Below are 21,468 nucleotides of genomic sequence, written 5' to 3'. Positions count from 1 at the left end.
CGCCAGGAGACCTCATGCGGAAGTCCCTCTGCCTCGCCCTGCTGCTCCTCTCACCCGCCAGCGCCACCAAACTCGAACTCCCCACCTTCCTGCGCACCGTCAAGGACATCCGAAACGGGAAGCTCAGCAGCCCTCAGCAGCCCTACTGGTTCAACCCCATCGTCCTCCTGCCCACCGAGACCCCCACCCTGCAGGACAACGCCAACGCCTACGCCCGCTGGGGCGAGCGGCGCAGCACCTTCAGCGAACTCGCCATCTGGCGCACCACCAACGGCAAAGCCATCATCGGCGTCAACACCGCCTTCCCGCCCCGCGCCGCCTGCGGCGACTACCCCTGCGGCCCCACCGCCGCCTTCATCGCCTGGAACGGCACCCAGTACGTCGCCCCCCCAGAAGACACCGAACTCATCGCTGGCAGCTGCGCCAACGCCCTTGCCACCGACCTACCCCTCTCACCCGCCGACAAGCGCCTCTACGCCGCCGCGCAGGCCCGCCTGCGCACCTACCGCCCCTACCTGCGAGACCCCAACAGCACCCCCCGCAGCATGTGCATCTTCCCGCAGCACGGCACCACCATCACCGTCGCCGTCCTCAACACCGACGTCGCCTTCGCCCACCAGGACACCATCCTGCCCCTCTACTACTACACCTTCGACAAGGTCAAAGGCACCTTCACCGCCACCCCCAACCCATGACCGTCACCCGACCCACCAAACGCACCGGCGGCAAACGCGTCAACGGCGAAGGCACCATCTACTACCGCGAAGACAAGAACCTCTGGTGCGCCATCATCACCGTCTCCCGCCACCCCGGCACCGGCCGACTCACCCGCCGCACCGTCTACGGCAAAACCCAGAAAGACGTCCACGCCAAACTCCAAAGCCTCAAAAAAGCCCAGGCGGAAGGCACCCTCCGCGCCCCCGACCGCACCACCCTCAAAGACTGGTCCGCCGAGTACCTCCAGAACGCCAAAGGCCGCCTCAAAGCCGGCACGTACCAGAGCTACGAACTCAACATCCGCCTCTACGTCCTCCCGCACCTCGGCAACATCCGCCTCGAGAAACTCACCGCGCGCGACGTCACCCACATGATCAACGCCCTCGCCGAACAAAAAGGCGTCCGCACCAGCCAGTACGCCCGCATGCTCGTCAGCCTCATGCTCAACTACGCCGTCGCGCTCGACGTCATCCCCCGCAACGTCGCCAAGAACACCAAACCCCCCAAAGCCGAACGCAAAGAAATGCTGTTCTGGGAACCCCCCGAAATCCGCACGTTCCTCCAGCACGTCAAAGGCCACCGCCTCGAAAGCCTCCTCCACCTCGCCCTCAGCACCGGCATGCGCAAAGCCGAACTGCTCGGCCTACGCTGGAGCGACCTGAACGGCGACACCCTCAGCATCCGCCAGACCGTCGTCCGCATCGCCTACACCCCCACCATCCAAACCCCCAAAACCGACGCCGGCACCCGCGACATCATCCTCGACCCCACCACCCTCACCCACCTCCAGGCCCGCCGCGCCGACTGGGAAACCGAACGCGACCTCGCCGCCCAGACCGGCACCCCCTGGCCCGACCACGACCTCATCTACCCCGACCGCAACGGCCAACCCCTCATGCCCTGGCGCATCGACCACCACTGGCGCGCCCTGCGTGACAGCTGCCCCGTCACACCCATCCGCTTCCACGACCTGCGCCACACGTACGCCACGCTCGCCATCGCCAGCGGCATGGACGTCCGCATGCTCGCCGAACGCCTCGGCCACGCCGACGCCAGCATCACCCTCAAGGTCTACAGCCACGTCCTCACCAGCCAGCGCCGCCGCGCCGCCATCAGCCTCGACACCCTCCTCACCACCGCCGAACGCGACGCCACCACCTGAACAAAACACTTCCAGCTGGCCGCACGACTCCCACCGCCGTGCGGCCAGTCAACAGAGCTTCTGCGAAAGTCACTCCAAGCCTGCGAGGGAGCGGTTGCATGTGGTGAGGCAGGAGAGCTTGGTAGACCCGTGAGGCCTCCCGTGTGGCGTCTTCAGTCTTCATAAGCGGAAAGCGTCCCTTAGTGGGGACGCTTTCTCATCTTTTCTGTCAGGCGGTCAGATCCTTCTCCACGATGCCGACCTCCGCGAATTCAGATCATGGGAGATTCAGTTGGGCAGGAGTGGAGCTCTCCAGAGATTCAGTGAAACTCGCCGCTACGTTGCCCTGGTTGGCTGTCAGACGGACGACCACGGCCCGGTGCAGTTCCTTGAACGTGCCACTCTGATTGAACGAGGTCGTCTTACCAGAGGACGTGCAGAGCAGGTTGAGCTGCCAGTCATACCGGAAGAGTGAGCGGATGGAATACGCATACGTGCCAGGACGCTTCATCACCAGGCTGGCAGGGGCAGTACCCGCTCCCGTCATCACTTCATCGTCGGTCCAGGCGGTGCGCACGTATCCGCCATCCTTGAGCCCGACGTGAAAGCTCCCCTGTTCCTGCGAAGGCTTAGGCGAGGAGGCGAAGTTGGTGACGTTCCCACTGACCTGAATCGTGCCGCAGGCGGCCAGATCGGTGGCCGTCGTGGCAAAGTAAAGTTGAGTGGGTACGGGGGCATTGTCCAAGAGATTCTCGCCGCATCCGGCAACAATCAGACATACAGGGGTCAGCGCAAGGGGGAGCCAGATTTTCTTCATCGGTGTGAATCTCCATTCGTCGAGGGACAGGTGCGGGATGTGGTGGTCGCTCCACGGAAGCGCTGGGCGTCTGACGATCAGCCCAGGCCAAACTACATTCAGCAAGTAGGCGAACGCATCAACCAACTGACCACTGGACCTCCTGCGGAAGTGAGCCTTTAAGCCGATCTCCTGCACCCTTCGTTACCTGCAAGGAGGAATCCGGGCGCAGGGTCGAAGCGGCCTCCCCTCACGACACGCAAGAGGAAGCCAAGACAGTGACCGCAGGATTACTTCGGTGAGAAGAACGCCACCCACTTACCCGAGTAGGTCTGGATGCCTCCGGCGCTCTTGTATTCACGGGTACCAACGATTGCATCGAGATCATGGTTGTACGTGTACTCGATCGCGACCTTGTTCCAGCCGGGGTAGAGCTGCAGGTTGAAGTTCGTGGACGCTGAGCCGCAGAGAAGATTGCCAGTAACTACAGCTTTACTCTTCGCGTAGTAGAAGGAGACCATCTTGTAAGTACTGATGCTGCCATCTGCGCTCCTGACGACCTCACCAGGCCGGATCAGATGATCGGCATCCGCCGTGCTATCACGGTAAGCCTGGGATACGGACAGGAAATGCGCATCAGTAACGACATTCAGCTTACTGGTATCGCAGTTCGTCATACCGGCCTTCCAGTCCGTAAAGGTCTTCCTGGGTGCCGCGTCGAACATGGCAGGCGTCAAGGTCATGGAGACCGTGTCATCGGCCTTGATCATCCCAACCTCAAACTCGTGACCATAGAAGTACGCCTTCAACTTCTGATCAGTCGTGACCACATCTCCATCCACCTTGCCCGTCGCCGTGAGAGACAGCGTGGTGGCATCGACAGGTTCAACAATGGGAGTCGGGGTGGGATTACAGGCGGCGAGCGCCAGGGCAGCCAGTGGCAGCAGAGAGAGGTGCTTCTTCATACAGACCGGATATATCAAAGCCCCATTCGCCCCCTTGCCTCACTTGCCTCACACGACCGCACGCCCCCCACCAGGGGCGTCCCGCACCCACACCGGCCCAACCCCCACCCGCCCCAAGACGTACCGCAACGCATACCGCAACCACCCACACCCCCAACCCAACCCCCACACCCCACCCCACATGAAAAATACGTCCAGCACAACAAATACGGACACGGGCAGAACGGGACGGGGGGCAGACTCCCGGCTCAAAATCGAGCGGGAAACCGTAGGGGTTCGAGTCCCCTCACCGGCACCAACCGCAGAAAACCCCGCCGCACGCGGGGTTCTTTCGTTTTGCGTGGGTGTGGGGGTGGCGTTCAGTCGTCGGTGTGTGGGTCGGTGTGGTGGTCGGTGTCGGGGGCGTCGCTGGAGTGCACGTTGATGGTGGGGTGGCGTTTCTCGAAGCGGACGCACAGGACGCCGCCCGCGAGGCTGGCCTGCCCGGTCTGGGGCAGGACGTCTTCGGGGAAGGTGAGGGTGCGGCGGAACAGTCCGGCGGGGCGTTCGCCGCGCAGCAGACGGTGTGTTTCGTCGCGGTGTCCGGCGATGGTGACGGTGCCGTCTTCCTCAAGGAGTTCGAGGGTGTCGGGGTTCACGCCGGGCACGTCGAGGTACAGGATCAGGTGCGTGTCGGCGTCGGCCCAGTCGGCGCTGGGGTTCCAGGGTCCGGTTCCGGTGAGGGTTTCGACTTCCTCGCGGAGGGTCATGAGGTGTTGCAGTCGCGCCAGCACGGGCTCGTTCATGCCCTTACGGTAGCATCCGCCCGCGCGGGTGGTCTGTGCGGCTGCTCCGGTCCGGCGCGTGGGGCGGGTCTGGTAGCATCCCGGTCGTGTCTTTCGTTCCGGTTCTGACTGCGCCCACTGCCGCCGGGAAGTCCGCGTTGGCGCTGGCGCTGGCGCTTGAGTTCCCGCTGGAGATCGTCTCGGCGGATGCGTTCACGGTGTACCGGGGGTTGGATATCGGCACGGCGAAACCGTCCCCGCAGGAGCGGGCGGTTGCCCCGCACCACCTGCTGGACGTGGTGGACGTGACCGGGTCGTTCGACGTGGCGCAGTTCGTGACGCTGGCCGAGGACGCCATCGCGGGGGTGCTTGCGCGTGGGCGGACGCCGCTGGTGGTGGGCGGTACAGGCTTTTACCTCGCGGCCCTGACACGCGGGTTGCCGCTCACGCCGCCCGGCGATCCGGCCGTGCGGGCGCAGGTCGAGGAGGAACTGGCCGCGCGGGGCCTGGACGCCCTGCTGGCCGACGTGCAGGCCCTGAACCCGGCGGAGGCGGCGCGGCTGGAACGCAACCCGAGGCGGGTGGTGCGCGCCCTGGAAATCCACCGGAGTACGGGGCGGTTCCCTGGTGAGTTCGGTCGGCGCCAGCCGCGCTTTCAGTACGACGTGACGGCCTTCACGCGCCCGCCTGCTGAGCTGGAGGCGCGCATGCACGCGCGGGTGCTGGAGATGTTCGGTCGGGGCTGGGCGCGGGAGGCGGCGTGGCTGGCCGCGCAGGTGGACCCTGAATCCACGCCGCGCCCGACCGTCTGGCAGGCCCTCGGGTACCGGGAGGCGCTGGCGGTGGCGCGCGGTCACCTGAGCACGGAAGCGGCGGCCGCGCAGGTGACGCTGGCGACCCGGCAGTACGCGAAAAGGCAGTTGACGTTCACGCGCACGCAACTGCGCGCCCCTGCATTAAGCCCGGATGAAGCGGCGCGGCACCTCAGGGGCGTCCTGGCCGACTAGGGTGTGCCCTGCCGGTCAGGTGGACGCAGCTCACGTGCGCGTGCGCCGCGCATGCTTGAACAGACGGTGAGCGTGATCCCGGCAGCTTTGGCGGTACAGTAACGGCACAGCACACGGTTCCAGCGCGTTCCAGTTGTCCGGCACGCCGCCTTTCCGCGTGCCCGACCTGTTCACCTGTCTGGCCACCGGTTCTCTGGAGGGGGTATCGCATGAAACCACGTGTTCTCGGCATGATTCTCGCGGGCGGGCAGGGTTCCCGACTCGCGCCGCTGACTCAGAAGCGCAGCAAACCCGCCGTTCCCTTCGGCAGCAAGTACCGCATCATCGATTTCGCCATCAACAACTTCATCAACTCCGGCGTGTTCTCCGTGTACGTCCTCACGCAGTACAAGGCGCAGAGCCTTACGGAGCACATCCAGCGCGGCTGGCGGTTCGGGACGTTCCTCAGCGATTACTTCATCACGCTGGTGCCCGCGCAGATGTACCGCATCGAGGAACTCGGGCCGGTCTGGTACCGCGGCACTGCCGACGCCGTGTACCAGAACATGCACCTGATCGACAACTACGACGCGGATTACGTCGCGATCTTCAGCGGCGACCACATCTACAAGATGAACGTCGAGCACATGCTCCAGCGGCACATCGAGACCCGCGCGGACGTCACGATCGCCGCGTACCCCATGCCGCAGGAGCAGGCGCACCAGTTCGGGATCATGCACATCGACCCGAACTGGCGCGTCACGGACTTCCTGGAGAAACCCAAGGACCCGCCCAGCATTCCCGGCCAGCCCGGCACCAGCCTGACCAGCATGGGTAACTACATCTTCTCGCGCCGCGCGCTGGAAGAACTGCTCGAAACGAACATGGGCAGCGGCGAGAGCGGCTTCGACTTCGGCGGGAACGTCATCCCGCGCGCCCTGAGCGACGGGTACAACGTCATGGCGTACGACTTCCACCGCAACCCCATTCCCGGCCAGAACGGCCCGAACACCTACTGGCGCGACGTGGGCACCCTGGACGCCTACTACGAGGCGAACATGGACCTCGTGAGCATCAACCCGGAATTCGACATCTACAACCCGGAGTGGACGCTGCGCACCAGCAGCGAGTTCTCGCCGCCTGCCAAGTTCGTGCACGAGAGCGACGGCCGCAAGGGTCAGGCATTCAACACCATCATGGCCGGGGGCGCGATCATCAGCGGCGGCACGGTCCGCGACTCGATCCTGGCGCGCGGCGTGCGCACCCACTCGTACTCGCTGGTGGAAAGCTGCGTCCTGTTCGACGATGTCGAGGTGGGCCGCCACGCGCACCTGCGCAAGTGCATCGTGGACAAGAACGTGATCATTCCGCCCGGCACGAAGATCGGCCTGGACCCCGAGGAAGACCGCGCGCGCGGCTTCACCGTCACCGACAACGGCGTGGTCGTGGTCCCCAAGGGATACACTTTCTGACCTGACCCTGCCCGCACCACACACCCCGCACATGGATACCGGGCGGCCCCTGCCACACGCAGGTGGCCGCCCGACCTCTTTGCTCAGGGTGGAGCCGCTCAGTTCGGGGCTGCTCCAGTTCGGGGCTGCTCAGGGTGCGCAGGCATGCTCTAGACTTCCCGGCGTGAACGCCCCCATCCGCGCCGTTGCCGTGCTGTCCGTCCTGCTGTCCCCGCTGGCCGCGCCGGCCGCCGGGCTGAGCCTCGCCTCACCGCAGGGTGTATTCCTGACCGGCCCGGTGAACGTGAGTGGCGCGCGCCTGCTGCCGGGCGGCGGCGTGGTCGTCTGCCTGGGCGCGCGTCTGAGTGTCCTGGACGGTGCGGGCGCGGCGCTGCGGAGCGTCCCGACCGGCGCGGACTGCGCGGGCCTGAGCGTCAGCCCGGACGGCACGCTGGCCCTCACGACCACGCAGGCAGGCGGCAGTGGGGAAGAAGGCAGCGCGGGGGTCGTCAGCGTGTGGCGACTCGCGGACGGCGCGCGGACCACGCAACTCAGCGTCCCGCAGCTGGCCGGGGCGGGCTTCAACGGGCCGCGCAGCGTCCTGATCGGCAGTGCACGCGGCACCGAGCAACTCGACCTGCCCAGCGGCACGCGCCGCCCGCTGGGCACCCAGGGCGTCACGTTCCTGACCACCTCGGCCGACGGTACGCACGCCGTGGTGGGCCGTGACCGCCGCGTGCAACTGCTGGACGCCCGCACGGCCGCCGTCCTGTCCGGGCACGTCTGCGACGACACCTGCCCCGTCGGGACCGTGGGGTTCAGCGCGGACGGCCGCAGCGCCGCCGTGCAGGCGGGCACGCAACTGATCGCGCTGCGCGAGAACTACCCCAGCACGGTCGTCGCGCGTGACGCGGGGCAGGTCGCGGGCGTTCCGCTGCGTGACGGCACCGTCCTGACCCTGGAAGGCGCGCCCGGCAGCGGCGAACTGCAACGCCGCGACCTGCTCACGGGCCGCCGCGAGAAGACCCTGACCGTGCCCGGCGGTCCCGTGCAGCCCACCCAGGTCACCGCCGACGGCCAGCTCCTGAGCGTGACGGCCGGCGGCCTGAGCGTCGGCACGGCCGACCAGCCCGCCGCGCGGCGCATCTCTTTGCCGGCGCGCGTGACGGGCGGCGGGACGGACCCCGCCACCGGCCGCGCCGCGTCCCTGCTGGGCGGCGCCCTCAGCGTGAACGGTCAGGTCATCGCGCCGCAGGTGTGGGCCGTGCAGACCATGAACCGCGCCACCTGGCTGCTCGCCGCCGACGGTAGCGGCGGCCTGAGTCTGCGCCAGCTGGACGGCGGGAAGGTCCGCACGGTCGCTCCGGCCGGTACCGCCACGCAGCTCAGCGTGAACCACTGGGGGAACGTGGCCGCCGTCTGGAACGACGACCGCCTGAGTGTCGTCTCGCAGAAGACCGGGAAGGTCACCGCGACCCTCGCTGCGCCCGGCCTGCTCGGCGCGGCCCGCGTGACCCTGTCGCCCGACGCCACCCGCGCGTTCGTCCTGCCCGCCCGTGGCGACGGGTTCGTGGCCCTGCTGGACAGCGGGAAACGGTTCGCGCTGCCCGTGGCGCCCGGCCGCCGCGCCGCCGACGTGCAGATCAGCGGCAGGGGCGTCCTGGCGTTCACCGCCCCGGACGGCACCACCGACCTGTACCAGCCGGGCAACCGCGTGCCCTACGCGACGGTCAGCGCCGCCCCGCCCGCCCGGACCGTCAGTTCCGCCCGGTTCAGTCCGGACAGCGCCCTGCTGGCCGTGCCTGCCCGTGACGAGCGGGGCTGGCGCGTGGACCTCGTGAACGCCGCGACCGGCCGGGTAGACGCCCGCACGCCCGTCCTGGCCGACCCGCCCAGCTTCATCGCCTGGGCTGCCGACAGCCGGTCCCTCACGCTCGGCGCGGGCCGCCTCGACCGCCTGGAGAGCGTCACGGTGTTCCCCCTGGCCGACTGATACGGACTCCGATTGAATGACCTTTGCAGCCCGTTCAATCGGAGTCCGCTTTACACCACGGCGGGTTCCACGTACTCGCCGTACACGCGTTTCAGGATGTCCATCTGCTCGCCCAGTGTGACGTAGGCGTGCGCGCATTCCAGGAAGGCGGGCATGGAGTTCGCGCCGGTCACGGCCGTGTCGTGCAGGGCGTCCAGCGCGGCCTTCACGCGCGCGGGGTCGCGTTCGCGCCGCACCTGCGCCAGCCGCGCCTCCTGCACGCGTTCCACCTGCGGGTCGATCAGCTGGATGGGCACCTCGACGGCGTCCTGCACGAAGTCGTTCACGCCGACCACGATGCGGTTTTTCGTCTCGACTTCACGCTGGTAGCGGTAGGCGGCCTCGGCCATCTCCAGCTGGAAGAACCCGCTGTCGATCCCGGCCTCCACGCCGCCCATCGCGCGGATCTGCTCGATGTACCCCATGGCGGCCGCCTCGATGTCGTCCGTGAGTTTCTCGACGTAGTAACTGCCGGCCAGGGGGTCCACGACGCCCGCCACGCCGGTCTCGTACGCGATGATCTGCTGGGTGCGCAGGGCGATGGTGGCGGCCTCCTCGGTGGGCAGCGCCAGCGCCTCGTCGAAGGCGTCGGTGTGCAGGCTCTGCGTGCCGCCCAGCACGGCCGCCAGCGCCTGGATGGCGACGCGGGCGATGTTGTTCAGGGGTTGCTGCGCGGGCAGGGACACCCCGGCGGTCTGGGAGTGCGTGCGCAGCATCCAGCTTTTCGGGTTCTTCGCGCCGTAGCGGTCGCGCATCTGCCGCGCCCAGATGCGCCGCGCGGCGCGGAGTTTGGCGATCTCCTCGAAGAAGTCGTTGTGAATGTCCCAGAAGAAACTGATGCGCGGCGCGAACTCGTCGATGTCCAGGCCGCGTTCCAGCGCCTTCTCCACGTAGTGGAAGCCGTCCGCGAGCGTGAACGCGAGTTCCTGCACGCCGGTCGCCCCCGCCTCGCGGATGTGGTAGCCGGACACGCTGATGAAGTTCCACTTCGGCAGGACCTTCGGGCCCCACTCGAAGGTGTCGATGACCAGTTTCACGCTGGGCGCGGGCGGGTAGATGAATTCCTTCTGCGCGATGAATTCCTTCAGGATGTCGTTCTGGATGGTGCCGCCCACCTGCCCCAGGTCCTTGCCCTGCTTCTGCGCGTTCGCGATGTACATGGCCCAGATGGCGTTCGCGGGGCTGTTGATGGTCATGGACGTCGTGACCTGCGTGGGGTCGATCCCCCGGAACAGGATCTCCATGTCCGCGAGACTGCTGACCGCCACGCCGCACTTCCCGACCTCACCCTTGCTGAAGGGGTGGTCGCTGTCGTAGCCCATCAGGGTGGGCAGGTCGAAGGCGGTACTCAGGCCCGTCTGTCCGGCGCGCAGCAGCGCGTGGAAGCGTTCGTTGGTCTGCTCGGCGCTGCCGAAGCCCGCGAACATCCGCATGGTCCAGAGTTTCCCGCGGTACACGCTGGGCTGCACGCCACGCGTGAACGGGAACTCGCCGGGGTACCCCAGGTCCCGTTCGGCGTCCCAGTCCTTCAGGTCGTCTGCGGTGTAGATGGGTTCGGGCTCCATGTCCGAGAGGTTCTTGAAGTTGTACTTGCGCTCGGGGAACTTCTGCGCGGCGGGGCTGTAGACGCTCTGCATCCACTCGTTCTTGCTGTTCATGGGGGGACCTCCGGGGGGCGGGGGAGAGGGTGGAACAAACGCTCGTTAGGTTCCTGCCAGGATAGCAGGGCGCCCGCTCCCCGGACCCCGGGTGCGGCAACCGGCCGAACTGCATGGCGCTACCGTGTCCGGCAGTGACGACCACCGACCCTCTGCCCGGCACCACCGACCTGCCCACGGCCGCCGAACTGGCCGCCTTCACCCTCGCCGCGCAGCACCCGGCCACGCACGACTGGACCGACCCGGCCACCCGCCTCGGCACCCTGGCCGATGAGCACGAGTTCGACCTGCAACTCGCCACCGACCTCGACCTCGCCGCGCAGCGGGCCGAATTCCTGAACGCCGGACCCGCCGCGCCCGCCTACCTGAACCGCTGGGCGGCGGTGAGCGCCGACCTGCACGCCATGCTCAGCATCCGCTTCGAGGGACTGGACGTCACGAAACCCTTCGTGGACATCAGCGTCACCAGCCGCCCCGTCACGCGCGCCGACCTTCCGGCCCTGGCGGACGCGGCGCGCGTGTACGCCGCGTTCCACCCGCCCCGCCTGCGCTTCTGGAGCGCCGCACCCATGACCGACTGGGCGGACCTCGAACCCGACCGGCGTGTGCTGGCCGCGCCCATCCACACCCTGCGCGGCCACCCGGTCCCCGACGGGCTGACCCTGATCCCCACCACGACCACCGCACACTACGCCGACGCGCAGGCCGCGTACGACGCCGTGGACGCCGCCCACCCCCACCACCCGCACGAGGCCCGCCTGCTCAGCGCCGAGGACCTTCAGGAGTGCATCGACGCCGGAACCATGTTCGGTATCCACTGGCACGGCGAGTGGGCCGGGTACGCCGGGACCCTCGCATACACGCAACTGGGCCTGAACGCACAGGTCGTGCAGGAGCTCCTGCTGACCCCACACGCACGCGGGCACGGCCTCGGCGCGGCCCTGAGCACCCTGCTCGCCCGCCACCTGCCCGACCCGGCGCAGGTCCTGAGCGGCACCATCCACGGCCGCAACCGGGGTGCCCTGAGCGCCGCCACGCGCGCCGGACGCCTGGACGTGGGCGGCTGGTGGTGGGCGGGCACCGACCTGCCCTGACCCACCTGTCCTGTCTCGCCTGCCCTGATCCGCTGCCCTAAAGGTCAGCCGAAGGTGGGGCGGGTGGCAGGGGATTGAAGCGACTCTTACACTGATCCTCTCATGCCACGCTCAGCATTTCCCGGCGCTTTCCGCCTCCCGCCTCTGGACGGCAGTCCCGCGTGACCGGCCCTCCCGCCCCGCCCACCGTGCAGATCGTGAACCTGCTGCCCGTGGCGCTGCTGGTCATCGGGCTGCTGCTGGCACTGAAGTTCTTCGCGCTGGTCGCCCCGTCCCTGATGGCCATCACCCTCGCCATCGTCCTCGCCAGCGCCCTGAACCCACTGGCCCGCTTCCTGGAACGCCGCATGCCACGCGCCGCCGCCGGGGTGCTGACCGTCCTGCTGGTCGTCGCCTTCCTGGGCGGCCTGGGCTTCGTGGCCATTCCGCCGGTCGTGTCGCAGCTGAGCAGTCTCAGCAGCGGCTCGGGCATGGACCTCGGGCAGATCGAACGCCGCCTGAACGACTGGCTGCACCTGCACCCCGAAGTGGACGGGGTCGTCCCGGACGGCGCCGTGGGACAGCTGGGCGAACAGGTGCAGCGCATCGGTGAACGCCTCGCCACGCAACTGCCCAGCATGGTCGCGCTGGTCGTGGGCGGCCTGTTCACGGCGCTCGTCACGCTGGTCATGGTCGTGTTCGTCCTCGGGAACCCCGTGCCGCTCGTCAACGGGTTCCTGGGCGCCGTGCCGCCCGCGCACCGCGTGAAGGCCGCGCACGCCCTCGCGCAGGTCCTCAAGCACCTGGGCGCGTGGGGCCGCGCCACCATGCTGATCATGGCCGTCACCGGGACCGTCACCGCGCTGGGATTCCTGGCGCTGGGCGTGAAGAACTGGCTGGTGTTCGGCATCCTGGCCGCGCTGGGCGAACTGATCCCCACCATCGGCCCGATCGTGGCGACCCTGCCGCCCGTCCTGTTCGCGCTGGCCGAGGACCCCAGCCGCGCCCTGCTGATCCTGATCTTCGTGCTGGTCTTCCAGCAGGTCGAGGGCGCCGTCCTCGCGCCGTTCCTGGTGGGCGGCGCCGGCGGCCTGCACCCCCTGTCGGTCACGGTGGGCGTCCTGCTGTTCGGCGGGGCGTTCGGACTGGTCGGCGCGTTCCTGACCGTTCCGTTCCTGATCGTCATCAAGGCCGCGTACCAGCACTTCTACCTGTGCGACGCCCCGAACATCCCCGACGCGGTCGCCATGGCCCTGATCAGCGGCAAGGTCGAGGAGCAACTTGACCGGCAGGAAGAGCAGCGCGAGGCCGCCCAGCGCCGCGCCACCGAGGCCCGCGAGGCCGAACTCGCCCGGCAGGTCGAGCAGGGCGAACTGGACCTCGAAGACGCCCTGGAATCCCCGCCGCCCCCCACCGGACCGACCTGAACCGACCCCCGCGCCTGACACGGGAACCACACCCGCCAGTTATGGTAAAATCCCGCTTTGGGTGTCCCGCCCACTCCCGAGTGCGGCGGGCTTTACCATGCACGGCACCACGCACTGCCCCAGGCACCCTCCCACCCGGAGGGCTGGACCAAGGTGGTCCGGGGCACCACCAGCACAGCGGTACAGGCGCCACCCAAGGACGCTGCCGCCCCTCGCGCCCAGGCCCGCAACAGGCCGGTCGGCGTGGCCGGGCGGAACAAAGGACGGACAGTTATGGAATACAGAAACATCGCGATCATTGCACACGTCGACCACGGCAAGACCACCCTCGTGGACGCCCTGCTGCGCCAGACCCTGAAACTCGGCCACGGCGAGGAAATCGTCGAACGCGCCATGGACAGCAACGACCTTGAAAAAGAGCGCGGCATCACCATCCTCGCGAAGAACACCGCCGTCGAGTACAACGGCATCAAGATCAACATCGTCGACACCCCCGGCCACGCCGACTTCGGCGGGGAAGTCGAACGCGTCCTCGGCATGGTCGACGGCGCCCTGGTCCTCGTGGACGCCGCCGAAGGCCCCATGCCCCAGACCCGCTTCGTGCTGCGCAAGGCCATCGAACTGGGCCTCAAGCCCATCGTGGTCGTCAACAAGATCGACCGTAACGACGCCCGCCCCGAAGAAGTCGTGAACCTGACCTTCGACCTGATGGCCGAACTCGGCGCGAACGACGACCAGCTGGACTTCCCGATCCTGTACGCCATCGCCCGCGACGGCAAGGCCTACAAGGAACTCGACAAGCCCCAGGACGACATGCACGAACTGTTCGACATGGTCCTCGAGCACATCCCCGCTCCCAGCGTGGACGTCAACGCCCCCTTCCAGATGCTCGTCACCAACCTCGACTACAACGAGTACCTGGGCCGCATCGTCCTGGGACGCGTCAAGCGCGGCACCGTCAAGAAGGGCGAATTCGTCCAGCTGATGCACAAAGACGGCACCATGACCAAGACGCGCGTCGTGCAGCCCTTCACGCACATGGGCCTGCGCCGCATCGAAGCCGACGCCGTCAGCGCCGGTGACATCGTCGCCCTGGCCGGCATCGAGGACGCCCAGATCGGTGAGACCGTCGCCGACCTCGCCGACCCCGAAGCGCTGCCCATCATCACCGTCGACGAACCCACCGTCAGCATGATCTTCCAGCCGAACACCAGCCCCTTCGCGGGCCGCGACGGCAAGTACGTCACCAGCCGCCACCTGAACGACCGCCTGAAGAAAGAAGTCATGACCAACGTGTCCCTGAAAGTCGAGGAAATCCGCCCCGACGAGTTCAAGGTCAGCGGCCGCGGCGAACTGCACCTGAGCATCCTGCTCGAAACCATGCGCCGCGAAGGCTACGAAGTGCAGGTCGGCGCGCCCCAGGTGATCATCCGCGAGATCGACGGTGAGAAGCACGAACCCATCGAGCACCTCGTCCTCGACATGCCCGAGAGCCTCTCCAGCGCCGTCATCGGCGTGCTGGGCAGCCGCAAGGGCCAGATGGTCAACATGGAACCCATGGGCACCCGCGTCCGCGTGGAATTCAAGATTCCCAGCCGCGCGCTGTTCGGTTTCCGTAACCAGTTCCTGAGCATGACCCAGGGCGAAGGCATCATGAGCCACATCTTCGACGGGTACGCCCCCTGGGCCGGCGAGATCAAGAGCCGCCAGAACGGCAGCCTCGTCTCCATGGAAGACGGCCCCGCCTTCGCGTACTCCATCTGGAAACTCCAGGACCGCGGCAACTTCTTCATCGAGGCCGGCGCGGAAGTGTACATCGGCATGATCGTCGGCGAGAACGCCCGCGAGCAGGACATGAACGTGAACGTCTGCAAGAACAAGAAGCTCACGAACGTCCGCTCCAGCGGCGCCGACGACGCCCTGACCCTGACGCCCATCCGCCGCCTGAGCCTCGAAGACGCCCTCGAGTACATCAGCGAGGACGAACTGGTGGAACTCACCCCGAACAACATCCGCCTGCGCAAGAAGATCCTGAACCCCAGCCTCCGCAAGTAAGACGGACTCCGATTGAATGGCTTATAAAGCCGTTCAATCCGAGCGGAGCGAGTAGGAGTCGAAGCGGGTTCCGGACATGGAGTTAACAGATCGGTGGTGTTCCGATCTGTTAACGAAATAAACGGAATCCGCATAAGACTGGTAACCGGCAGACCGCGCCCCCTCCGTAATGGGAGGGGGCGCGGTTCCTGTTTTCATCCGGCATGCGCCGGTCTACTCTGGAACGAGGACTGCCTGAAACGTCATGCACGACACCCAGTCCGCCTGCGGGTGCCACGTTCCGGTGCCGGTGTCGAACATCCCGCCCGGCTCGGCCTGCGCCAGCCGTAGCCCCGTGCCTGCCAGCAGGCGGCGCAGGTCGTCGGGGGAGTAGCAGCGCAGCGACTGGGTGTGCTGCTGCCCGCCCGTCTCCAGGTACGTGTCGGTCAGGCGGCTGGTCGCGTGGTCAAAGCCGTACACCTGCGTGTAGGTGTCGGTGTGGCGGGTGTACCCGGCGTGACTGGCCCAGTACCACGGGGTGTAGATGTCCAGCAGCGCGTGCCCCTGGGGGGCCAGCCAGCGGGAGATCCGGGTCAGCAGTCGGCGCTGGTCGTCGTCGCTGCCGACGCCGAACCCGTCCCAGTACACGATCAGATCGAAGGGACCGCCCGGATCGGCCGTATAGAAATCCCCCTGCACGGCACTCAGGGTCACGCCGTGCTCGCGTGCCAGTCGCAGCGTGTGCTCTGCGCCCGCCGCCCGGAGTTCCAGCGCCGTGACCGTGAACCCCTCGGCGGCGGCACTCACGGCGAACTGCCCGCCCCCGGCACCGAGTTCCAGCAGCCGGGTCGCCTGCGGGTACTGCCCGCGCAGGCGCCGGGCCGCCTCGACATGCGCCGGGTGCAGCGGCGCGGAGTAACAGCCGATCAGGCGGTCCTGAAGGTCATAGAAGGGAACGACCCACCCGGCAGCGGATGGTGGTGAAGTGGACATGGCAGGCCTCCTGAAGCGACCTGCATTCTGACTGCCGGTCGTCGCGCCGGGGATGCGCCGTCTGGCCTAGGCGGGCGGTCCGTGCGGGCGGTAGGGTCGGTGCATGCCCGACCTGCCCACCCCTGGCCTGCCCACTGTCCGCCCTGCCACCCGCGCAGACGTTCCGGCCATTCTGGAGATCTACAATCACGCGGTGCTGCACACGACGGCCAGTTACGACCTGGAGCCGGTCAGTCTGGAATCGAGGCTGGCGTGGTTCGATCACAAGGTGCAGGGCGGCTGGCCGGTCCTGGTGACGGACCGTGACGGCGTGGTGACGGGCTGGGCGACGTTCGGGCCGTTCCGGGAGAAACCGGGGTACCGGTTCACGGCCGAGCATTCCGTGTACGTCCGCGAGGACTGCCGGGGGCAGGGGCTGGGCCGGGCGCTGCTGCTGGCGCTGATCGCGCAGGCGCGGGAGCGGGGGCTGCACTCACTGATCGGCGGGGTGGACGCCGGGAACGCCGGGAGTCTCGCGTTTCATGGGGGACTGGGCTTCCGGCAGGTGGCGCACTTCCGTGAGGTGGGGTTCAAGTTCGGGCGCTGGCTGGATCTGGTGTTCCTGCAACTGCCGCTGGCGGAGGCGGGTGCGGGTGTACCCTGAAGGCATGCTGGAAGTCATGGGAGGGCGCGCGTGATGGACCTGGGTGACCTGCTGGGACCGCTGGGCTGGACGGTGCAGGTGGCGGCGGCGTTCGCCATTGCCTTCTTCGCCCGGACGGTGTTCTCGCCGGAAGGGAAGACGTTCGCGGGCGTGGCGCGCGCCTCGGCGGTCATTGCGCTGCTGGCGGTGCTGGGCGCGGCGTGGGTGGTTCACCCGGCGGCCGGGATGCTGCTGGGCTTCTTCGGGTCGCGGGCGTTCGGGAACTGGCGGCCCGCGCAACCGGGACTGGTGGCGGGCCTGCTGGCGGCCGTGGTGTTCATGGCGCTGGGGGCCGGGTGGTTGATCTACCCGCTGTTCTTCATGGGGCTGGCGTGGGCGGTGTCGGGCGGGTTCGGGCAGCGGGAGCGGGCGCCGCAGGCGGAGGCTGCGCGTCCCCCCGAGCTTCCGTCGCAGGTGCCGGGCGTGTCGCTCTTCAAGAGCGCGCCCGATGATCGCCTGAACGGGTACGTGCAGGACGCCCGCCTGCCCGCCGACGCGCGCGCGCAACTGGCGGCCCTGAACATCCGCACGCGCGAGGCGCTGGACCTGTTGCGCGGCCAGGGGCAACAGGGCAGCGAGGCCGAGTACCTGACCCGCGCTGTCCGCGAGGAGTACGCCCCGAACGCCGTCGAGGCGTACCTGAAACTGCCGCGCACCCTGGCCGACACCGCCCCGCTTCAGGACGGCAAGACCGGCCGCGCGCTGCTGGTCGAGCAGCTCGAACTCCTGCTGGACGGCGTGCAGGACGTGCTTAACACGGCCCTCCAGTCGGGCGGGCAGGAACTGCTGACGCACGGGCGGTTCCTGCGGGACCGGTTTGCCCGCACGACCGTGAACCTCGCGGACGACCTGCGCGTGCCCGCTGAAGTCAAGGTCCGCTGAGCGGCACGCCGGAACGGAACGCCCCCGCCTTCAGCTCAGGCGGGGGCGTTCCAGTGGTGTATTACGCCTGGGCGTCCCACCCGGCCAGGATCTTGTCGAGCGTGATCGGGAAGTCGCGCACGCGCACGCCGGTCGCGTTGTACACGGCGTTCGCGACGGCCGCGCCGACCCCGCTGATCCCGAGTTCCCCGAGGCCCTTGGCGCGCAGCGGGCTGGAGGCGTCGTCGAGTTCGTCGATGAAGATCACGTCCATGTCCGGAATGTCCGCGTGGACCGGCACGTGGTACTCGCCGAGGTCGTGGTTCACGAACAGACCCAGGTCGTGGTCCACGTGCAGTTCCTCCATGAGTGCTGAGCCGATGCCCATGGTCATGCCGCCCAGGCACTGGCTGCGGGCCGTGATGGGGTTCAGGATGCGTCCGGCCCCGACGACGCTCAGGGCGCGGTTCACGCGGATCTCGGCGGTGTAGGCGTTCACGCGGACCTCCACGAAGTGCGCGCCGAAGCCCGCCTGCGCGAACTGCTCGTCCAGGTCGCCGTACGTCATGCTGCCGGTGGCGCTCACGCCTTCCTTGCCGGCCAGGTCGCTCAGTTCGGTGCACTCGGCGCCCTGCCAGATCTTGCCACCCCGGAACACGGCGTTCGCGTACGTGTACCCGGCCTTTGCTGCCAGGTCGCGGCGCAGCGCGTCGCACGCGGCGTACACGCCTGCCGAGGCGCTGTTCGCGCCCCATGAGCCGCCGGACCCGCTGGACGCCGGGTACTCGCTGTCACCCAGGCGCACCTGCACCTGCTCCAAGGTCAGGCCGAGCATCTCGGCGGCGACCTGCCCGAGGATGGTGTAACTGCCGGTGCCGATGTCGGTCATCTGCGTCTCGACGGTCAGGGTGCCGCCGGGTTCCAGGCGGATGGTCGCGCCGGACGGTTTGACGAGGTTCGTGCGGAACGCGGACGCCACGCCATACCCGATCAGCCACTCGCCGTCACGGCGTTCCTGCGGCGTGCGGGGCCGCCCCTCCCAGCCGAAGGCTTTCGCGCCGGTGCGGAGGGCCTGCGCGAGCTTGCGGGACGAGAACGGCCGTTTCGGACCTTTCTCCGGATCGAACTGCACGTCGTTCATCAGGCGCAGTTCGACCGGGTCCACGCCCAGTTTCTCGGCAAGTTCATCCATCGCGCCCTCGATGGCCAGCATCCCCACGGCCTCACCGGGGGCGCGCATGCTGGCGCCGGGCGGCAGGTCCAGTTCGGTCTTGCGGGTGCGGATCTGACGGTTCGCTCCGGCGTACAGGTACTTGGTGGCCTCGCAGGCGGGTTCGGTGTCGCCGCCCGGCAGGTTCCCGGTCCAGGCGTCATGCCCGACGGCCGAGAGGTTCCCGGCGTGATCCGCGCCGAGCCGCACGCGCTGGATGGTCGCGGCGCGGTGCGAGGTGTTGTTGAAGATCAGCGGGCGTTGCAGGGTGGTCTTGACCGGGCGGCCCAGCACTCGCGCGGCGGCGGCCGACAGCACCGCGTCCGAGAAGAACAGCAGTTTCGTGCCGAAGCCCCCGCCCACGTAGGCACTGACCACGCGGACGTTCTTCTGCGGCACTTTCAGCGTCAGGGCCAGCCCGCGCTTGACCCAGTGCACCACCTGATGCGCGGTGTGGACGGTCAGCTGCTCGCCGTCCCAGTGCGCGATGGTCGCGTGCGGTTCCATCGGTGCCTGTGACTGGTCCGGGGTGGTGAAGGTCAGGTCGACGGTCACCTCGGCCGCGTCGAAGGCCTTCTCGAAGTTCCCGACGACGCTGTCCACCGCGTCATCCGGTTCCTTGCCACTGTCCACGGTGTCCGCAAGCGTGAACTGGCCGGGCGTGACCTCGTACTCCACCTCGATCAGGCTGGCGGCGGCACGCGCCTGCTCGAAGGTTTCCGCAACCACGAACGCGACTGCCTGATGGTAGTGCCGCACTTCCGGCCCGGCCAGTTGCGGCGAGGCGTCCTCCTGCTGCGGGACGGGCGTGTCCGACGCGCCCTGCGCGGGCATGTTCTCGTGCGTCAGGACCAGCAGCACGCCCGGCGCGGCTTCGGCGGCGGCCGTGTCGATGGATTTGATCTTCCCCCTGGCGATGCCAGCGCCGAGCACGAAGCCGTACGTGGGCGTCTCGGGCAGCTGGTACTCGTAGGCGTACGGGGCCTGTCCCGTGACTTTCAGCGGCCCCTCGATGCGGGTGTGTGGGCGGGTGACGACGCGTTCCTGATCGATGGGATTGGGTGTGGCGGGCTGATCGAACTTCATTTCTCCTCCCCGGAGGCCTGCTCCAGCACGGCGGTCAGGGTGCGGCGCAGCAGCGGAACCTTGAAGGCGTTCTGTTCGGTGGGACGCGCCTCCGCAAAGGCTGCGTCGATCACGGCGCGGGCACGTGCGTCCGGTCCGGCAGCCGCTCCGGCCGTCTCGGCTTCCTCCACACGCCACGGGCGGGGCGCGACCCCGCCGAACGCGAAGCGGGATTCCCGGCCGTTCACGATGGCCGCGACCGACACCAGCGCGAACGCGTACGACGCCCGGTCGCGGACCTTGCGGTACACGTGCGTGCCGCCGACCGGGGGCGGCAGCGTGACACCCGTGATCAGTTCACCTGCCTCCAGCGTGGTTTCCAGGTGGGGCGTGTCGCCCGGCAGGCGGTAGAAGTCGTCCAGCGCCAGTGTGCGCTCGGTGCCGTCCGCCCGCAGGGTGTTCACGGTGGCGTCCAGCACGCGCATCGCCACGGCCATGTCCGACGGGTGCTGCGCGATGCAGGCGTCCGACGTGCCGATCACGGCCAGCGGGCGGCTCAGGCCGGTCAGGGCCGCGCAACCGCTGCCCGGCTCGCGCTTGTTGCAGGGCAGGTTGGTGTCGTAGAAGTACGAGCAGCGCGCCCGTTGCAGCAGGTTTCCGCCGGTCGTGGCCTTGTTCCGGATCTGCCCGGACGCCCCGGCCACGATCGCGCGCGACAGCACGCCGTACCCGGCCTTCACGCGCGGGTCGCTGGCGAGGTCGGTGTTCGTGACGAGCGCACCCACGCGCAGCCCGCCGTCCTCCGTTTCCGTGATGGTGTTCAGGTCCAGGCGGCTGATGTCCACCAGATGCGAGGGCCGCTCGATGTCCAGTTTCATCAGGTCCAGCAGGTTCGTGCCGCCCGCGATGAACTTCGCGCCCTCGGCCAGGGTCGCCCCGGCGGCCGCCTCGGGCGTGGTGGCCCGCTCGTACGTGAAGGCCCTCACTGCGCGGCCTCCTGCGCGGCGGCCCCGTTCTGCGCGGCGTGCACCTCGCTGACGGCCGCGATGATGTTCGGGTACGCGGCGCAGCGGCAGATGTTCCCGCTCAGACGCTCACGCAGTTCGTCGGCGCTGAAGCTCACGTCGTTCAGGTCGGCCGTGACGTGACTGGGCACGCCGCGCGCGATCTCGTCCAGCGTGCCCACCGACGAGCACAGTTGCCCCGGCGTGCAGTACCCGCACTGGTACCCGTCGTGCCGGATGAAGGCGTCCTGCAAGGGGTGCAGGTCGTCCGGGGTGCCCAGGCCCTCCACGGTCGTGACCTCCTGCCCGTCGTGCATGACGGCCAGCGTCAGGCAGCTCAGGACGCGCGTGCCGTCCACCAGCACGGTGCAGGCGCCGCACTGCCCGTGATCGCAGCCTTTCTTGGTGCCGGTCAGGTGCGCGTGCTCGCGCAGGGCGTCCAGCAGCGTCACGCGCGGGTCCAGCGTCAGGCTGTGCTCCTGCCCGTTGACGCTCAGGGTGACGCCCTGCGTGGAGGGTTGGTGGGGGTGGGGCGCAGGGGTGCGGGCGTTCGTCTGTGACATCGGTGGTCCTCCGGTAAAGCGGTGGCGAGGGAGAAGAGCGGAACGG

The 21,468-nt window shown here is 68.2% G+C and carries 18 protein-coding genes; 10 read left to right on the top strand and 8 right to left on the bottom strand.

Translation table 11 applies throughout. The features are described 5' to 3' along the window. Positions 1-14: 14 nt before the first annotated feature. Positions 15-695: a hypothetical protein gene (locus IEY70_RS01730; protein WP_189063233.1), complete on the top strand. Its 681-nt coding sequence runs from the start codon at positions 15-17 to the stop codon at positions 693-695. Next, positions 692-1,879, top strand: coding sequence for a tyrosine-type recombinase/integrase (locus IEY70_RS01725; RefSeq protein ID WP_189063232.1), 1,188 nt, complete (start codon positions 692-694; stop codon positions 1,877-1,879). The genes IEY70_RS01730 and IEY70_RS01725 overlap by 4 nt, the downstream gene beginning before the upstream one ends. Positions 1,880-2,135: 256 nt before the next feature. Here the strand turns inward: IEY70_RS01725 and IEY70_RS01720 are convergent, their stop codons facing one another. The 3 genes from IEY70_RS01720 to IEY70_RS01710 all read right to left on the bottom strand — a co-directional run bounded on the left by IEY70_RS01720 (position 2,136) and on the right by IEY70_RS01710 (position 4,404). Continuing rightward, complete coding sequence (locus tag IEY70_RS01720) at positions 2,136-2,675, bottom strand: hypothetical protein (RefSeq protein ID WP_189063231.1); 540 nt, start codon at positions 2,673-2,675, stop codon at positions 2,136-2,138. Between the two features lie 269 nt (positions 2,676-2,944). Beyond that, positions 2,945-3,619, bottom strand: a complete 675-nt coding sequence (locus IEY70_RS01715) for a hypothetical protein (protein WP_189063230.1) — start codon at positions 3,617-3,619, stop codon at positions 2,945-2,947. Positions 3,620-3,978: 359 nt separating this feature from the next. Next, on the bottom strand, positions 3,979-4,404 hold the full coding sequence (locus IEY70_RS01710; protein ID WP_189063229.1) for an Hsp20/alpha crystallin family protein: 426 nt from the start codon (positions 4,402-4,404) through the stop codon (positions 3,979-3,981). Between the two features lie 86 nt (positions 4,405-4,490). On the opposite strand from IEY70_RS01710, the gene miaA reads away from it, so the two are divergent. From miaA to IEY70_RS01695, 3 genes are all read left to right on the top strand, one after another. After that, a complete protein-coding gene (gene miaA, locus IEY70_RS01705; RefSeq protein ID WP_189063228.1) occupies positions 4,491-5,390 on the top strand; it encodes a tRNA (adenosine(37)-N6)-dimethylallyltransferase MiaA in 900 nt (299 codons plus the stop codon). A 209-nt stretch (positions 5,391-5,599) separates the two neighbouring features. Beyond that, complete coding sequence (glgC, locus tag IEY70_RS01700) at positions 5,600-6,841, top strand: glucose-1-phosphate adenylyltransferase (RefSeq protein WP_189063227.1); 1,242 nt, start codon at positions 5,600-5,602, stop codon at positions 6,839-6,841. A gap of 163 nt (positions 6,842-7,004) precedes the next feature. Further along, entirely contained in the window at positions 7,005-8,813 is a 1,809-nt protein-coding gene (locus IEY70_RS01695; RefSeq protein ID WP_189063226.1) for a WD40 repeat domain-containing protein, read from the top strand. Between the two features lie 50 nt (positions 8,814-8,863). Here the strand turns inward: IEY70_RS01695 and IEY70_RS01690 are convergent, their stop codons facing one another. Further along, the gene (locus tag IEY70_RS01690) at positions 8,864-10,510 is read right to left on the bottom strand and encodes a methylmalonyl-CoA mutase family protein (RefSeq protein ID WP_189063225.1); all 1,647 of its coding nucleotides are present in this window, start codon (positions 10,508-10,510) and stop codon (positions 8,864-8,866) included. Between the two features lie 134 nt (positions 10,511-10,644). Here IEY70_RS01690 and IEY70_RS01685 point away from each other — a divergent pair, with 134 nt between their 5' ends. The 3 genes from IEY70_RS01685 (at position 10,645) to typA (ending at position 15,065) form a co-directional block, all read left to right on the top strand. After that, positions 10,645-11,604 carry a hypothetical protein gene (locus IEY70_RS01685; RefSeq protein ID WP_229777543.1) on the top strand — a complete coding sequence of 320 codons (960 nt, stop codon included), beginning with the start codon at positions 10,645-10,647 and terminating at the stop codon, positions 11,602-11,604. A gap of 161 nt (positions 11,605-11,765) precedes the next feature. Beyond that, positions 11,766-13,010: an AI-2E family transporter gene (locus IEY70_RS01680; RefSeq protein WP_189063224.1), complete on the top strand. Its 1,245-nt coding sequence runs from the start codon at positions 11,766-11,768 to the stop codon at positions 13,008-13,010. A 273-nt stretch (positions 13,011-13,283) separates the two neighbouring features. Further along, positions 13,284-15,065 carry a translational GTPase TypA gene (gene typA, locus IEY70_RS01675; RefSeq protein WP_189063223.1) on the top strand — a complete coding sequence of 594 codons (1,782 nt, stop codon included), beginning with the start codon at positions 13,284-13,286 and terminating at the stop codon, positions 15,063-15,065. Between the two features lie 213 nt (positions 15,066-15,278). Here typA and IEY70_RS01670 read toward each other — a convergent pair whose 3' ends face one another. Further along, positions 15,279-16,037: a class I SAM-dependent methyltransferase gene (locus IEY70_RS01670; RefSeq protein WP_189063222.1), complete on the bottom strand. Its 759-nt coding sequence runs from the start codon at positions 16,035-16,037 to the stop codon at positions 15,279-15,281. A gap of 103 nt (positions 16,038-16,140) precedes the next feature. Between IEY70_RS01670 and IEY70_RS01665 the strand changes: the two genes are divergently transcribed. Then, the gene (locus IEY70_RS01665; protein ID WP_189063221.1) at positions 16,141-16,680 is read left to right on the top strand and encodes a GNAT family N-acetyltransferase; all 540 of its coding nucleotides are present in this window, start codon (positions 16,141-16,143) and stop codon (positions 16,678-16,680) included. A gap of 33 nt (positions 16,681-16,713) precedes the next feature. Then, positions 16,714-17,601: a hypothetical protein gene (locus tag IEY70_RS01660; RefSeq protein WP_189063289.1), complete on the top strand. Its 888-nt coding sequence runs from the start codon at positions 16,714-16,716 to the stop codon at positions 17,599-17,601. Between the two features lie 61 nt (positions 17,602-17,662). Here IEY70_RS01660 and IEY70_RS01655 read toward each other — a convergent pair whose 3' ends face one another. The 3 genes from IEY70_RS01655 to IEY70_RS01645 are packed head-to-tail and all read right to left on the bottom strand — an operon-like array spanning position 17,663 to position 21,422. Beyond that, positions 17,663-19,876 carry a xanthine dehydrogenase family protein molybdopterin-binding subunit gene (locus IEY70_RS01655; protein ID WP_189063220.1) on the bottom strand — a complete coding sequence of 738 codons (2,214 nt, stop codon included), beginning with the start codon at positions 19,874-19,876 and terminating at the stop codon, positions 17,663-17,665. Beyond that, on the bottom strand, positions 19,873-20,841 hold the full coding sequence (locus tag IEY70_RS01650; RefSeq protein ID WP_189063219.1) for an FAD binding domain-containing protein: 969 nt from the start codon (positions 20,839-20,841) through the stop codon (positions 19,873-19,875). Before IEY70_RS01650 ends, IEY70_RS01655 begins: the two co-directional genes overlap by 4 nt. After that, entirely contained in the window at positions 20,838-21,422 is a 585-nt protein-coding gene (locus tag IEY70_RS01645; RefSeq protein ID WP_189063218.1) for a 2Fe-2S iron-sulfur cluster-binding protein, read from the bottom strand. Before IEY70_RS01645 ends, IEY70_RS01650 begins: the two co-directional genes overlap by 4 nt. Positions 21,423-21,468 lie beyond the last annotated feature (46 nt).

This window comes from Deinococcus seoulensis, from assembly GCF_014648115.1.
Classification (GTDB): domain Bacteria; phylum Deinococcota; class Deinococci; order Deinococcales; family Deinococcaceae; genus Deinococcus; species Deinococcus seoulensis.
Note: the sequence above shows the minus strand (reverse complement) of the source record. Positions and strands in the feature narration are given on the sequence as shown.